The sequence below is a fragment of the Pantoea sp. S-LA4 genome (assembly GCF_054482835.1).
In genome coordinates this window covers 1,859,033-1,874,293 of the sequence record NZ_JBTLRC010000002.1, presented here as the reverse complement: position 1 = coordinate 1,874,293, position 15,261 = coordinate 1,859,033, and the positions used below count along the sequence as shown (strand labels likewise).

Below are 15,261 nucleotides of genomic sequence, written 5' to 3'. Positions count from 1 at the left end.
GCAGGCCAGGCAAATCAGTAGGCGCGCAGTGTCTGAAACACCGCCGCGATTTTACGGGCATCTTTAATGCCGGGCGCACTTTCCACCCCGGAGTTGAAGTCGAGACCGGCACAGCCCAGCTGCGCGGCTTCAACACAGTTATCCGCGCTCAGGCCACCGGCCAGCAGCACATCATTCAGCGTCTGGCCCTGCAACAGTGACCAGTCAAAGCGCTCACCGGTCCCGCCGTCGCCGTTATCAAACACGTAGCGATCGACGTGCGGCCAGTTGCGCTCGGGTAAGACGCCTTCAATGCGCAGCGCTTTCCAGATTTCGATCCCGGCGGGCAGCGCCGCGCGCAGTTCGGTGACGAAATCTGGCGTTTCCTGACCGTGCAGCTGGACAGCTGACAGCGACAGGGCGGTCGCTTCAGTGACAACGTCACTAACGGAGCTGTTACGGAACACGCCGACGTAGCGCAGTGGTGCGCCAGCCATCACCGTCCGGGCGGTCCCGGTATCAATCTGACGCGGTGAGCCGGCGGCGAAAATCAGTCCGCCATAGATGGCACCAGCTTCATACGCGGCGCGAGCATCTTCCGCCCGGGTCAGACCGCATACTTTGTTGGCGCCGAGCGTGACCCGGCGCACCGCAGCGGTCAGATCGGGCTCTTCCATCAGGGCCGAGCCAATCAGGAAGCCGTTAGCAAAGTGGCTGAGCTCGCGAATGTCGGCGTAGCGGTTAATGCCGGATTCGCTGATCACCGTCACGCCGTGCGACAGGCGCGGAGCCAGCTGGCGGGTACGGTTCAGATCGATCGACAGATCGCGCAGATCGCGGTTGTTGATCCCGACCACTCTGGCCTGTAACGCTATGGCGCGCTCCAGCTCCTCTTCATTACTGACCTCGGTCAGGATACCCATCTTCAGGCTGTGGGCGACGGCAGCCAGCTGACGATACTGTTCATCATCCAGCACCGATAACATCAGCAGAATCGCATCTGCCTGATAGTAACGGGCCAGATAGATCTGATACGGGTCGATGATAAAGTCTTTGCACAGCACCGGCTGGGTGATAGCGGCGCTGACGATCGGCAGAAACGCGAAGTCGCCCTGAAAGTATTTCTCATCGGTCAGCACCGACACCGCGGATGCATAGTGGCGATAGACTCCGGCAATGGCGGCCGGATCGAAATCCTCACGAATAATGCCTTTTGAGGGCGACGCTTTTTTACACTCCAGAATAAACGCGGTGCGCGCGCCCTGTAGTGCATCATAAAAATGACGGCTGGCAGGTTCAATGCTGTTCTGAAAGGTAGAAAGAGGCTGCTGCTGCTGACGCGCTGCGACCCAAATCGCTTTGTCCTGCACAATTTTTTCTAACACGGTACCTTGCATGGTTATCCTCTTGCTGCCAGAGCGACCACGCGCTCGTAAGCCTGTCCACTGCGGATAGCGTTGAGCGCACGCTGTGCATTTTCACGCAGATCTTCATGACCGAAAACTTTAAGCAGCATCGCCACATTCACGGCGACCGCTTCCTCATGGGCCTGCTGGCCATTACCCTGGAGTAAAGCCGTGAGAATGTCACGATTTTCTTCCGGCGTGCCGCCAGCCAGCGCCTCCCTGGGATGGAAGCCAAAACCGAAGTCTTCTGGCGACAGCTGATAGCGGGTGATCTCCCCGTCACGCAGCTCAGCGACGTGGGTGACATCATGCAGCGCCACTTCATCCATTCCACCGCCATGCACCACGGCGGCACGCTGATAACCCAGCACTTTCAGGGTCTGCGCAATCGGCATCACCAGCTCGGGGCTGTACACGCCAATTACTGCCAGCGGCGGGCGCGCCGGATTGATCAGCGGGCCCAACACGTTAAACAGCGTCCGGGTTTTCAGCTGCTGACGCACCGGCATCGCGTGGCGAAATCCGGTGTGGTACTGCGGCGCAAACAGGAAACAGACGTTGAGATCGTCCAGCGCCTGTCTTGCCTGTTCAGCCGGCATATCCAGATTGATGCCAAACGCAGCCAGCAGATCGGAAGAGCCGGACTTGCTGGAAACGCTGCGGTTACCGTGCTTCGCCACTTTCAGGCCGCAGGTCGCCGCCACGAATGCGCTGGCGGTAGAAATATTGATGCTGTTACTGCCGTCGCCGCCGGTTCCGACGATATCGGCAAAGGTGTAGTCGGGGCGCGGGAAGGGTTTCGCATCTTCCAGCAGCGCGGTCGCCGCACCGGCAATCTCTTCCGGCGTTTCGCCCCGGACTTTCATCGCAATCAGCGCCGCCGCCAGTTGGGTCGGCTCCAGCTGACCGGTAATAATTGCGCTGAACAGCTGATGACTCTCAGCCTGATCCAGCGTCTGCGCCTGGTAAAGTTTTTCCAGTGTCTGTTGCATAGTCATTCTCCCTGTTACTTCGCCAGCGCCCAGGCCAGCGTCTGCTCAAGCAGTCGCGCGCCCTGAGTGGTCAGGATGGATTCAGGATGGAACTGGAACCCGCATACCCGGTCGGTTTCGTGACGCACCGCCATCACCATGCCGTTGTAGCTGGCATTGACGGTGAGCTCATCCGGCGTGTTGCTGCCGACCAGTGAGTGATAGCGCGCCACCGGCAGCGGATTGCTCAGGCCGGCAAACATCGCCTCGCCATCGTGAACCACCGCGGACGCTTTCCCGTGCAGGATCTCGCCAGCCTGACCAACGTGACCGCCATATTCTTCAACAATCGCCTGATGGCCGAGGCAGATACCGATAATCGGCAGACGTCCGCGCAGCGCCCGCAGCAGTTCCGGCATACAGCCAGCCTCTTTTGGCGCGCCAGGGCCTGGTGACAGCATCAGCACCGGATTTTCCATCCGTTGCAGGTGTTCGATTAACAGCGCGGCCGGCAGGTTGTTGCGGTAGATCACCACGTTATGACCAAAGGTCCGCAGTTGATCGACCAGGTTATAGGTAAATGAGTCGATGTTATCGAGCAGCAGAATATCGGCCATCAGAAGATCTCCTTGCAGTGATGGGCAGTGGCAATGGCGCGCAGCACGGCGCGGGCTTTATTGCGGCTCTCATCGGCTTCCGCCTGCGGATTCGAGTCCAGTACCACACCGGCGCCCGCCTGCACGGTCGCGACGCCGTCTTCTACATAAGCCGAGCGAATGACGATACAGGTATCGAGATCGCCATTGGCGGTAAAATAACCGACCGCACCGCCGTAACTGCCGCGGCGGGTGCCTTCGGCCGCGGCGATCAGCTGCATGGCGCGGACTTTCGGCGCACCGCTCAGCGTGCCCATGTTCATACAGGCACGATAGGCGTGCAGCACATCCAGATCCTCGCGCAGGGTGCCAACCACGCGCGACACCAGGTGCATGACAAAGGAATAGCGGTCAACTTTAGTCAGGTCTGCCACATAGCGACTGCCCGGCACACAGATACGCGCCAGATCGTTGCGCGCCAGGTCGACCAGCATCAGGTGCTCCGCCAGCTCTTTATGATCGGTGCGCATCTCCAGCTCAATGCGGCTGTCGAGATCGCGATCCAGCGAACCGTCTGGTTTACGTCCGCGTGGACGGGTACCGGCAATCGGGTAGATCTCAATCTGTCGCGAGCTGGCGTCATACTTCAGCGAACTTTCCGGAGACGCGCCAAACAGGGCGAAGTCCTGATCCTGCATGAAAAACATATAGGGGCTGGGGTTGCTGTTTTTCAGCGTGTCGTAAGCCGCCAGCGGTGAAGGACAGGGCAGTGAGAAGCGGCGCGATGGCACCACCTGGAAGATTTCGCCGATGCGAATCGCCTCCTGCATGGTGCGCACTACCTCACAATACTCCTCGTCGCTCTGGCTGGTGGTCAGGCTCATCTGATCCACCGTCTGAACCGGCAGGGCAGGCGCGGGCTGCAGCATCTGGCCATGCAGCTGCTCAATGCGGCGTTGCAGGCGCTGAAATTCACTGGTGGACGGGCAGAACAGGCTGGCCTGCAGTCGCGCGCTGCGGGTCTGGTGATCGATCACCAGCAGCGTTTCCGCCAGATAAAAGCAGTAATCCGGGCAGCGCTGCTGATTATCCAGCGCGGGCAGGGTTTCAAATCCGGCAACCAGATCATAGGCAAACAGGCCACCTAACAGCACGGCTTCCCGCTCGTCGGCGGGGGAATTAACCAGCTGGGGGATCAGACGCAAGGCATCAAACACCGACAGCGCCTGCAGACGCGCATCTTCATCCTGCTGCCCGGCGGTCGGCGGGAAAGTGAGTTCGCGGCCATCGGGACGGACCTGATTCTCCACCGAGTCCGGCAGCGCGGCGTCAAGCAGCGGCAGCAGCGCGCGACCATTTTCCGACAGCGCCTGTAAGGTCACCTTGTTGTCCAGCGCGCTGATACGCAGTGCGCTGTCGACAATCAGCAGGCTTTTGAGATTCTTTTTGCTGTCGATATCAGCAGATTCAAGCAGCAGGGTTGCCGGACGTGCGCCGCATAACTGATGAAACACTGCGGCCGGATCTTCGCGATAAGGCGCGTTGCCGGTAATCAACTTCACTGTAGGTTTCGCAATTGGCATGATGATTTCTCTGAATTTCGCTCAAAAAAAAGCCCGCTCGGTGGCGGGCTCAGGTATCTGCACAGCGTTTACGCAAAGTGTGCACGACCACGTCGCCCGTGTTCGGGAACATCGCGCCACCAACCGTTAAAATGCGTGATTACAACAGCCATGATTGAATACCCGTTACGTGTGAACTTGTGTACTAGTTAACGGGTTCAGGGCGGAAATGTCAATACACTTTTTCACTGACGGCTAAAATCGTTATCATGCTGGCCGGTTTAGTTTCCAGCAGGAGTTCTCTTGAGCGATATCGCCCGTTTCCCGGTCTATGATTTACACAGCCACACGCGGGCTTCCGATGGCTTACTGACGCCTGCGGCGCTGGTACAGCGCGCGGTTGAGATGCGCGTAGGCGTACTGGCGATCACCGATCACGACAGCGTCGCCGGCGTGGAAGAAGCGCAGCAAACGGCTATCGATCAGGCCTTGCCGATAAAGGTGCTGGCGGGCGTTGAAGTCTCCACCCTGTGGGAGAATCATGAAATTCATATCGTGGGATTAAATATTGATATCCGTCATCCGGCGCTGGTCAGCTTTCTCGCCGGACAGCACGCCTGCCGACAGGCGCGCGCGGAACAGATTGCCGAGCGGCTGGAAAAAGCGCGCATTCCGGGCGCGCTGGCGGGTGCAATGCAGCTGGCCGATGGCGGCGTCATCACCCGTGGTCACTTCGCCCGCTTTCTGGTGGAGCAGGGCAAAGCGGATAACATGGCGCAGGTATTCAAAAATTATCTGGCGCGCGGCAAAACCGGCTACGTCCCGCCACAATGGTGTACAATTAAACAAGCTATTGATGCGATTCATCATTCTGGCGGTTGCGCGGTACTGGCGCATCCCGGACGCTATGGCTTATCGGCGAAATGGTTAAAGCGACTGGTGGCCCATTTCCGTGAAGCCGGTGGCGATGCGATGGAAGTCGCCCAGTGCCAGCAGGCACCGAATGAGCGTACCCAACTGGCGCAATACGCCAGAGACAATGCGCTGGCCGCATCACAAGGTTCTGATTTTCATCAACCCTGCCCGTGGATTGAACTGGGCCGCAAGTTATGGCTGCCCGCGGCGGTTGAGCCGGTCTGGGAACGCTTCCCGGCACTGGCACCCGCTCAGCTCTCCACGGAAAGGTGACACGAGGTTTCTATGAGTCAATTGTTTCACATCCATCCCGATAACCCACAGCCACGTCTGATTAATCAGGCGGTGGACTACCTTAATAAAGGCAGCGTCATCGTCTATCCGACCGATTCCGGTTATGCGCTGGGCTGTCGACTGGAAGAGAAGGGCGCGATGGAGCGCATCTGCCGTATCCGGCAGTTAGACGGGAATCACAACTTTACCCTGATGTGCCGGGATCTCTCCGAGCTTTCCGTTTACTCTCAGGTCGGTAACTCCGCCTTTCGGTTGCTGAAAAACAACACGCCCGGTAACTACACCTTTATTCTCAAGGCGACCAAAGAGGTGCCGCGTCGTCTGATGAATGACAAGCGGAAAACCATCGGGCTGCGCGTGCCGTCAAATCCGGTGGCGCTGGCGCTGCTGGAGGCGCTGAATCAGCCAATGATGTCCACCTCGCTGATTCTGCCGGGCAATGACTTTACCGAGTCTGACCCGGAAGAGATTCAGCACAGCATCGGCAAGCTGGTCGATCTGATTATCGACGGCGGCACGCTGGGGCAACAGCCGACCACGGTGGTCGATTTAACCACCGATGCGCCGGCAATTGTGCGTGAAGGCGTAGGCGATACCCGTCCATTCCTGTAAGGCAGCGGACTCAGGCACCGCGAGTCGGTGTCTGGGCCAGATTGCTCTGCAGCCAGGCTTTAAACTGGCCGTACGGAATATAAAGTGAAACGTCTTTGAGGATCACTTTCCCGTTACGGCCATTCTTAATGGCATCAGAATAACCGACAATCACGCCGCCCAGTGTCTCATCACTGTTATAAACACCGCCGCCTGACATTCCCTGCACAACGCCTGCATTAGAGGCCATTGCCATACAGGGACTTTTATTCCAGCCATTGCGAATAGTGGTGCGGGCTAAATTAACCCCTTTAGATTCAACCGGCAGTGCGGAAATAAAACTGTATCCGTACATTTTTATCGGATCGCCAATATCGCTACTGCGGAAGCGGGTTAAGGTGCCGGGATCATTCTTATGATAAATAATCGCCAGGTCGCAATAAGGATGGTAAGACTTAACGCGCTGCACGGCGGTTTTCGCGACGTGGGCGGCGGTCAGGCTATATTCTGGGGTAAGCGGAATGCTGGTGCCAAGGGTACCCAGACCGAGGATCGTCGGAATGCCGGTCACGCTCATATCTACGTGCTGCATCGCCGTACGACTGTACTCAGTATGGCCCACGGAACACCCGGTCAACGCCAGCGCGGCAAACGCTGGGCACAGAAAGAGGTTTCTCATGATGGTATTCTTTTTTCAGGCATGTCGTGAAAATCCCTGGTGAAGACTTCTGACATGCAATCAAGGTTCATCACTGAACCGTATTAACGCAACAACTCCGGATGCGCCGGTTTATTGGATTAATCTAAAAAGGCTATTTTTTTAATGAATCATTAAAATTTAATTTTTATCGCGAGCTTATTTTACTGCCAGCTCTGCGTTTTTTATCTGCTTCAGTCACAAAGTGTACACCTATAATTTTTCTGTACAATTAATTAAAACTTATCTAATTAAAATGCCCTGAAAAATAAGGTAATAAACAAATCTGCCTTGGGGTTAAGCTACTAATTTTCATTTATCACAGGGTATATGACAGTTAAACTCAACTCTGTGGTGTTTTGTGCTGAATTGCAGAATGAACATAGATGAAACGGTGTGCCTGTAAAGTGATGGAAGTGTAAGATACCGTGAATATTTTTCCTGCTGACAGATTGCTTGGTTTTGTGGCATAGTTCAGAAAATTTAAATTTCGCCAACTATAAAGTTTTTGAAAACCCGGTTTTATTCACCACCTTTACTTATTATATCGCCCGCGATGGAGTGTCCGCCGCGGCTGGCGCAGCGGGCGGAAAGTTAACCGGAACCGACTATCCTTTATTTGACTCCGTTAACCACAAAGCGCGTTACATCAGGGGTGAATGTCTGTATAATGGGCCAAACTTTTTAAGTTAACCTATTGATTTAAAAAGATTTCCCACCCTACCGTGACGCCTGGGAAGGCGACAAAGAGGAAGCTCAATGAGCGAGAAGTTACAGAAAGTGTTAGCGCGTGCCGGTCATGGTTCGCGTCGTGAAATCGAATCGATGATTGCTGCCGGTCGCGTCAGCGTCGATGGTAAAATTGCCACCCTCGGTGACCGTGTCGAAAGCAGCAAATCCCTGAAAATCCGTATTGATGGCCATCTGGTCTCCATCGCCGAGTCGGCGGCGGAAGTATGCCGGGTGCTGGCGTATTACAAGCCGGAAGGCGAGCTTTGTACGCGTAGCGATCCGGAAGGCCGTCCAACCGTATTTGACCGTCTGCCACGCCTGCGCGGTTCGCGCTGGATTGCTGTCGGCCGTCTGGATGTGAATACCTGCGGTTTAATGCTATTCACCACCGACGGTGAACTGGCGAACCGCCTGATGCACCCAAGCCGTGAAGTTGAACGTGAATACGCGGTGCGCGTGTTTGGTCAGGTCGACGACGACAAAATTCGTCAGCTGAGTAAAGGCGTTCAGCTGGAAGATGGCCCGGCGGCGTTTAAAACCCTGCGTTTTGGCGGCGGTGAAGGCATCAACCAGTGGTACAACGTCACCCTGACAGAAGGACGTAACCGTGAGGTGCGTCGTTTATGGGAAGCTGTGGGTGTGCAGGTGAGTCGTCTGATGCGCGTGCGCTACGGTGATATTACCCTGCCAAAAGGCCTGCCTCGCGGCGGCTGGACCGAGCTGGACCTGCCGGCCGTCAACTACCTGCGCAACCTGGTTGGCATGGATGACGAAACGGTGACCAAGCTGGTGGTAGAGAAAGATCGTCGCCGCACCAAAGCTAATCAGATCCGTCGTGCGGTGAAGCGCCACAGCAAAGTGAGCAGCACGCCACGTGCGCCACGTCGCAATCCGGGCAGCAAACGTAACTCCGGTTAATTCCGATTCCGTTGCCCGATTGCTAAAAACGCAGCCCTGGGCTGCGTTTTCTTTTTCTGCTACCAGTCAATGCCCTGTTGCGCCTGAATGCCGGCATCAAAGGCGTGCTTCACCGGCCGCATTTCAGTTATGGTGTCTGCTATCTCCAGGATGCTGCGATGACAGCCGCGTCCGGTGATGATAACGCTTTGGCTGGCGGGACGCTGTTGCAGGGCAGTAAGCAGCTCCTCCAGCGGCAGGTAATCCATGCTGATCATGTAGGTGATCTCATCCAGGATCACCAGATCCAGCGACGGGTCCGCCAGCATCCGTCTGGCGTGCTGCCAGACCGCCAGACAGGCGATAGTATCGGTTTCCCGATTCTGCGTTTCCCAGGTAAAACCGGTCGCCATCACCTGAAACTCGACGCCATGCTGTTCCAGCAGGTTGCGCTCGCCGTTCGGCCAGTCCCCCTTAATAAACTGAATCGCGCCGACGCGCTTATCATGACCACAGGCGCGCAGGGCAGTACCAAAGGCGGCCGTGGTTTTGCCTTTACCGTTGCCGGTAAAGACCATCAGGATGCCACGCACCTCACTGGCCGCCGCGATGCGGGCATCGACCTGCTCTTTGAGCCGCTGCTGACGTTGCTGATGGCGATCGTCGGCCATTATTCCGCCGCTCCCGGCTTCCGGCCCGGCTGAGCATCAAAACTGATACCGGTTTTGCGCCGGCTGTCGTCGCCCATGACATAAAGGTAGAGCGGCATCAGATCGGCAGGGGTTTTCAGCTTGTCAGCATCTTCCTGTGGAAACGCACTGGCGCGCATCTTAGTGCGTGTCCCGCCGGGATTGATGCAGTTAACCCGCAGCGCGTGGTTTTTATACTCATCGGCCAGCACCTGCATCATGCCTTCGGTCGCAAACTTGGAGACCGCATAGGCGCCCCAGCCCGCGCGACCGGTGCGGCCGACGCTGGAGGTGGTAAACACCAGCGAGCCCGATTCCGATTTCAGCAGCAGCGGCAACAACGCCTGGGTCAGAAAGAAGGTGGCATCCAGATTGATTTTCATCACCTGCTGCCAGATCTGCGGGTCCAGTTCAGCCAGCGGCACAATTTCGCCCAGAATGCCGGCATTGTGCAGCACGCCATCAAGATGGGAGAACTGCTGTGCCAGCTGGTGAGCCAGTTGCTGACAGCGTTCAGGCGTGGCATCCGCCAGGTCAAACACCAGCGAATGAGCAGGGCGTTTGTTGAGTTGATTAATCGTCTGTTCGACCTGTTGCAGCTTGTCGGCGTTGCGGCCCATCAGGATCACTTCAGCGCCATAGCGGGCGTAAGTCAGCGCCGCTTCGCGCCCAATACCGTCAGACGCGCCGGTGACCAGGATAATGCGATGGTTGAGCAGGTCGCTTTTGGGTTGATAATGCACAGCGGGATCCTCCAGCGAAAACAGCATGATTCCGCTTTATGCCTGAATTTGCGAATTGGCGCAATCGCCAACCGGCGCATTCTGTGCCAGCTGCTGGCATTTCAGGCGACTGATGGGGGCAAAACCGTTAAACTAGCCCATTGTCTCTAATTCTCTGTTTACTAAGGCGACACAATGGATCTTCTTTCGAGTTATGGACTGTTTTTAGCAAAAGTGGTGACGCTGGTCATCGCGATCGCGGCAATTGTGCTGATTGTGATGAATGCCGCGTTGCGCAAACGGGGTCAGAGCGGTCAACTGCGGCTGACGCATCTGGGTGAGGACTACACCCAGATGAAAGAGGACCTGCAGCTGGCGAAGATGAAACCGCAGGCGCAAAAAGTGTGGCTGAAAAACCATAAAAAGGCAGAAAAGCTAAAAGCGAAGGCGGAAAAGCGGGCGGCGAAGCAGGGTGAAAGTGAGGTGAGTAAACCCACGCTTTACGTGCTCGATTTCAAAGGCAGCATGGATGCCAGCGAAGTCACCTCGCTGCGTGAAGAAGTTTCAGCGGTGCTGGCTGTCACCCAGCCGGGCGATGAAGTGCTGCTGCGGCTGGAAAGCCCTGGTGGCGTGGTACATGGTTACGGCCTGGCCGCATCTCAGCTGCAGCGTCTGCGCGATCACGGTCTGCACATCACCGCGGCGGTGGATAAAGTGGCGGCCAGCGGCGGCTACATGATGGCCTGCGTGGCCGATCGTATCGTGGCGGCGCCATTTTCAATTATCGGTTCGATCGGCGTTGTGGCGCAGATCCCTAACTTCAATCGCCTGTTGAAGCGCAACGACATTGATGTGGAACTGCATACCGCTGGCCAGTATAAGCGGACCCTGACCCTGTTTGGCGAAAACACCGATGAGGGCCGGGAAAAGTTTCAGGAAGATCTGAATGAAACCCATCTGCTGTTTAAGCAGTTCGTTCATCAGATGCGCCCGACGCTGGATATCGATAAAGTGGCGACCGGCGAGCACTGGTATGGTCGGCAGGCGCTGGATCTTGGCCTGATTGATGAAGTTGGCACCAGCGACGATCTGATTATTCGTCAGATGGATCGCTTTAATGTGCTGGGCGTGCATTACGCCCGTCGTCGCAAGATGATTGACCGTGTCACACACAGTGCCGGATCGGTCGCCGAGCGGCTGCTGCTGAAACTCTGGCAGCGCGGCGAGAAGCCACTGCTCTGACACCCGGCCCGGCCTGTGTCTGAGGCTCGTCAGTTAAGCGGCAGGTGATAACGCAGTCTGGTGCCGCTCAGGGGCTGGCGGTCCTCGCGCCGCTGCGCGGTACCTTCACTTCATTCGCCTGCCTGACGGACCGCCGGGGATGGCACATCCTGTGCCGCCCCGCCTTTCGCCCGCGTCCTGCGGGCTCTCCTGGCAGACTCATTCTGTTCAGCGCTGCGGATTGCCTGCCCCTGATCGGCCCCAGCCTGCTCTGAAACTTTAGTGCGTGTTGTTAAAAAGGGCACGAGCGTGAAGGCCAGAGCGCCTCTGCTGCTGAAAGGGCTATCCGCAGCGCTGAGGCGTGACGTTGGGCCAGAACGCCACGCCGGGAAGCGTGGAGAGTTCGGGGCCGGCCAGGGAAGGCCGATCCCCGAACGGTTCGTCGGCACGACGTCAAAGCCGAAGGAACCGCGCAGCGGCGCGAGGACGGCCCGGCAGCAGCAGAGGTGCTCAGGCCCGCACTCCGCCACGTCTGCCCAGACAAAAAGCGGCCACGTCTGGCCGCGACAGCCTTTGCAAATTTAACCTAACTGACGAGCATCAGGCCTCTGTGCCTGGTGTTTTATTCCAGATGGTATTGCGAAGATAATACAACGGCTAAATGTTTAAACACGTTGAACACCGCCGTGGTTCTGGCGGTGGGCAGTTCATCGGCATCCAGAAAAAACGGGCCGCGAAACACCAGCACGTTACCCTGCTGACTCACATCATCCGCCTGCATACCGGCAAAATAATCGTCGTGCTCTTTAATCAGCGCATTGGCCTTTTCCAGCAATGCCTGGCGTGAAATAGGCTGGGTTATTGTCTTCATTGTTTGCTCCTTTTTTGACAGCACCTTAATCCTTTCTATATTACTTGCGTGTCCCATTGTGTGACAAATCGACGTAACGGCTGAAAAGTTGGCGGAAATTTATCCTGAGTGCTAATTAAGTTGCGTAACAGATTTTATCAGGTAGAGTGTGGGCGATTCCGATTTCAGGGGTTTTGCACCGGGATGTGTGATTATGTCAGATGGAAAAAGCGCTCTTTATCATGCAGTTGCATAACGCCACGTCGTCTGATCTGAGATTGACCCCTCCGCCTTGAAATGTTAAACAGGCGCAGCAATATTGAACCCAATGGGTTTTTGGGCATCCAATCCTCTCCCGTTAAGCAGGATGTTTTCATTAGGTAAAGGTAAATATGGGTAAAGCACTCGTTATTGTTGAGTCCCCGGCAAAGGCTAAAACAATCAATAAATACCTCGGCAGTGACTACGTGGTTAAATCCAGCGTGGGTCATATCCGGGATCTGCCGACCAGTGGTTCAACCGCCAAAAAAAGTGCTGACGCCTCGACAGATAAAAAAGTCAAAAAAGTTAAAAAAGATGAGAAAGCGGCACTGGTCAGCCGGATGGGCGTTGATCCTTACCACGGCTGGGAAGCGGACTATCAGATCCTGCCTGGCAAAGAGAAAGTGGTTGCCGAGCTTAAAGCGTTAGCGGCCAGCGCTGACCACATCTATCTCGCAACGGACCTTGACCGCGAAGGGGAAGCCATTGCCTGGCACCTGCGGGAAGTGATCGGTGGCGACGAAAAGCGTTTCAGCCGCGTGGTGTTTAACGAAATCACCAAGAATGCGATTCGTCAGGCGTTTGAAAAGCCGGGCGAACTGAATATCGATCGGGTTAATGCTCAGCAGGCGCGTCGTTTTATGGACCGCGTGGTGGGCTATATGGTGTCTCCGCTGCTGTGGAAGAAAATCGCCCGTGGCCTCTCCGCCGGACGGGTGCAATCCGTTGCCGTGCGACTGGTGGTGGAGCGTGAGCGCGAGATCAAAGCGTTTGTACCAGAAGAATACTGGGAAATTAACGCTGCGCTGACCACGCCAAAAGGCGACGAGCTGTCAATGGACGTCAGCCACAAAGGTGACAAGCCATTCCGCCCGGTCAATCGCGACGAGACCTATGCGGCCGTTTCGCTGCTGGAAAAAGCGCGTTACGAGATTGTCGATCGTGAAGATAAGCCGACCAGCAGCAAGCCGGGCGCGCCTTATATCACCTCAACCTTGCAGCAAGCCGCCAGTACCCGTCTCGGCTTTGGCGTGAAGAAAACCATGATGATGGCGCAGCGCTTGTATGAAGCGGGCCACATTACCTATATGCGTACCGATTCGACCAATCTGAGCCAGGATGCGGTCGCCATGGCGCGCGGCTATATCGAAAGCCACTTCGGCAAGAAATATCTGCCTGAAGCGGCCAACACTTACGCCAGCAAAGAGAACTCGCAGGAAGCGCACGAAGCGATTCGTCCTTCTGATGTGGAAGTGGTGGCGGAACAGTTAAAAGATATGGAAGCGGATGCGCAAAAACTCTATCAGCTGATCTGGCGCCAGTTTGTTGCCTGTCAGATGATGCCAGCGCAGTATGATTCCAGCACCATTACCGCAGTGGCAGGTGATTTTAAGCTCAAGGCCAAAGGCCGTACGCTGCGTTTCGACGGCTGGACCAAAGTGATGCCGGCGCTGCGTAAAAACGATGAAGATCGGACGTTACCGGCCGTTAAAGTGGGCGACGTGCTGGATCTGCAGCAGTTGCAGCCGGGCCAGCACTTTACCAAACCTCCGGCGCGCTTCAGCGAAGCCTCGCTGGTACGTGAACTGGAGAAACGCGGTATTGGTCGTCCATCGACTTACGCGGCGATTACCTCAACCATCCAGGATCGCGGATATGTGCGGGTCGAGAACCGCCGTTTCTATGCGGAGAAAATGGGTGAGATTGTCACCGATCGGCTGGAAGAGAACTTCCGCGAGCTGATGAACTACGACTTCACCGCTCACATGGAAAACAGCCTCGATCAGGTCGCCAATAATCAGGCGCAGTGGAAAGCGGTACTGGACAACTTCTTCAGCGATTTCACTCAGCAGCTTGAGCGGGCAGAGAAAGATCCTGAAGAGGGCGGCATGCAGCCGAACCAGATGGTGCTGACCTCGATTGACTGCCCGACCTGCGGCCGCAAAATGGGTATTCGTACCGCCAGCACCGGGGTGTTCCTCGGCTGTTCAGGCTATGCGTTACCGCCGAAAGAGCGCTGCAAGCAGACCATCAACCTGATTCCGGAAAATGAAGTTCTGAATATTCTGGAAGGGGATGACGCTGAAACCAACGCCCTGCGCGCCCGTCGTCGTTGCCAGAAGTGTGGCACGGCCATGGACAGCTACCTGATCGATAACGAGCGTAAACTGCACGTCTGTGGTAACAACCCGGAATGTGACGGCTACGAGATCGAACAGGGTGAGTTCCGCATAAAAGGCTATGACGGCCCGGTGGTAGAGTGTGAGAAATGTGGTTCCGAGATGCACCTGAAAATGGGACGCTTCGGCAAGTACATGGCCTGTACCAACGACGAGTGTAAAAACACCCGTAAGATTCTGCGTAATGGCGAAGTGGCTCCGCCGAAAGAAGATCCGGTCCCGCTGCCTGAACTGGCGTGCGAGAAGTCGGATGCCTATTTCGTGCTGCGCGACGGTGCTGCCGGGGTCTTCCTGGCCGCTAACACCTTCCCGAAATCGCGCGAAACCCGTGCGCCGCTGGTGGAAGAGTTGCAGCGCTTCAGCGATCGTCTGCCAGAGAAGCTGAAATACCTGGCCGAGGCGCCGGCGACCGATCCGGAAGGGAATAAAACCCTGGTCCGTTTCAGCCGCAAAACCAAACAGCAGTATGTCTCCTCTGAAAAAGAGGGCAAAGCGACCGGCTGGTCTGCCTTCTATATTGATGGCAAATGGCAGGAAGCGAAGAAGTAATCCTCACAGGCCAGCGCTCGCTGGCCTTTTTCTGAGCCTTATACCAATCCGTTCTACAATCACACTTAAAATGATATAGTTGTTATAGCATTTCCGACTTTTCCTGATGCATGGCTTTTCTTCACCCTGTTAAGGCGACAATACGTCAA

General features: G+C 56.2%; 11 protein-coding genes, 1 pseudogene and 1 other annotated feature. Of the genes and pseudogenes, 5 read left to right on the top strand and 7 right to left on the bottom strand.

What is annotated here, in order from left to right:
• Positions 1-14 precede the first annotated feature (14 nt).
• The 3 genes and pseudogenes from trpCF to ACX3P5_RS09605 form a co-directional block, all read right to left on the bottom strand.
• Positions 15-1,376, bottom strand: coding sequence for a bifunctional indole-3-glycerol-phosphate synthase TrpC/phosphoribosylanthranilate isomerase TrpF (trpCF, locus tag ACX3P5_RS09615; RefSeq protein ID WP_458968631.1), 1,362 nt, complete (start codon positions 1,374-1,376; stop codon positions 15-17).
• Positions 1,377-1,378: 2 nt separating this feature from the next.
• Positions 1,379-2,973 (bottom strand): annotated as a pseudogene (gene trpD, locus ACX3P5_RS09610) (bifunctional anthranilate synthase glutamate amidotransferase component TrpG/anthranilate phosphoribosyltransferase TrpD).
• Positions 2,973-4,535 (bottom strand): anthranilate synthase component 1, encoded by a 1,563-nt coding sequence (locus tag ACX3P5_RS09605; protein WP_233988051.1) that lies wholly within the window; start codon positions 4,533-4,535, stop codon positions 2,973-2,975. The pseudogene trpD and the gene ACX3P5_RS09605 overlap by 1 nt, the downstream one beginning before the upstream one ends.
• A gap of 23 nt (positions 4,536-4,558) precedes the next feature.
• Positions 4,559-4,663, bottom strand: a sequence feature (Trp leader region).
• A gap of 154 nt (positions 4,664-4,817) precedes the next feature.
• Between ACX3P5_RS09605 and rnm the strand changes: the two genes are divergently transcribed.
• Positions 4,818-5,702: an RNase RNM gene (gene rnm, locus ACX3P5_RS09600; protein WP_458968630.1), complete on the top strand. Its 885-nt coding sequence runs from the start codon at positions 4,818-4,820 to the stop codon at positions 5,700-5,702.
• A 12-nt stretch (positions 5,703-5,714) separates the two neighbouring features.
• The gene (locus tag ACX3P5_RS09595; protein WP_233988053.1) at positions 5,715-6,335 is read left to right on the top strand and encodes an L-threonylcarbamoyladenylate synthase; all 621 of its coding nucleotides are present in this window, start codon (positions 5,715-5,717) and stop codon (positions 6,333-6,335) included.
• A gap of 10 nt (positions 6,336-6,345) precedes the next feature.
• Here the strand turns inward: ACX3P5_RS09595 and ACX3P5_RS09590 are convergent, their stop codons facing one another.
• The gene (locus ACX3P5_RS09590; protein ID WP_233988054.1) at positions 6,346-6,993 is read right to left on the bottom strand and encodes a serine protease; all 648 of its coding nucleotides are present in this window, start codon (positions 6,991-6,993) and stop codon (positions 6,346-6,348) included.
• Positions 6,994-7,770: 777 nt separating this feature from the next.
• Here ACX3P5_RS09590 and rluB point away from each other — a divergent pair.
• On the top strand, positions 7,771-8,661 hold the full coding sequence (gene rluB / locus ACX3P5_RS09585) for a 23S rRNA pseudouridine(2605) synthase RluB (RefSeq protein WP_094120565.1): 891 nt from the start codon (positions 7,771-7,773) through the stop codon (positions 8,659-8,661).
• Between the two features lie 59 nt (positions 8,662-8,720).
• Here rluB and cobO read toward each other — a convergent pair whose 3' ends face one another.
• Both cobO and ACX3P5_RS09575 read right to left on the bottom strand, forming a co-directional pair.
• Positions 8,721-9,311, bottom strand: coding sequence for a cob(I)yrinic acid a,c-diamide adenosyltransferase (cobO, locus tag ACX3P5_RS09580; protein WP_458968629.1), 591 nt, complete (start codon positions 9,309-9,311; stop codon positions 8,721-8,723).
• Positions 9,311-10,072, bottom strand: a complete 762-nt coding sequence (locus ACX3P5_RS09575) for a YciK family oxidoreductase (protein WP_458968628.1) — start codon at positions 10,070-10,072, stop codon at positions 9,311-9,313. The genes cobO and ACX3P5_RS09575 overlap by 1 nt, the downstream gene beginning before the upstream one ends.
• 174 nt (positions 10,073-10,246) lie before the next feature.
• On the opposite strand from ACX3P5_RS09575, the gene sohB reads away from it, so the two are divergent.
• Positions 10,247-11,293, top strand: coding sequence for a protease SohB (sohB, locus tag ACX3P5_RS09570; RefSeq protein ID WP_233988057.1), 1,047 nt, complete (start codon positions 10,247-10,249; stop codon positions 11,291-11,293).
• A 601-nt stretch (positions 11,294-11,894) separates the two neighbouring features.
• On the opposite strand, the gene ACX3P5_RS09565 is transcribed toward sohB, so the two are convergent.
• Entirely contained in the window at positions 11,895-12,143 is a 249-nt protein-coding gene (locus ACX3P5_RS09565) for a DUF2498 family protein (protein ID WP_233988058.1), read from the bottom strand.
• A gap of 371 nt (positions 12,144-12,514) precedes the next feature.
• On the opposite strand from ACX3P5_RS09565, the gene topA reads away from it, so the two are divergent.
• Positions 12,515-15,112, top strand: coding sequence for a type I DNA topoisomerase (gene topA, locus ACX3P5_RS09560; RefSeq protein ID WP_233988059.1), 2,598 nt, complete (start codon positions 12,515-12,517; stop codon positions 15,110-15,112).
• The last annotated feature ends 149 nt before the right edge of the window (positions 15,113-15,261 follow it).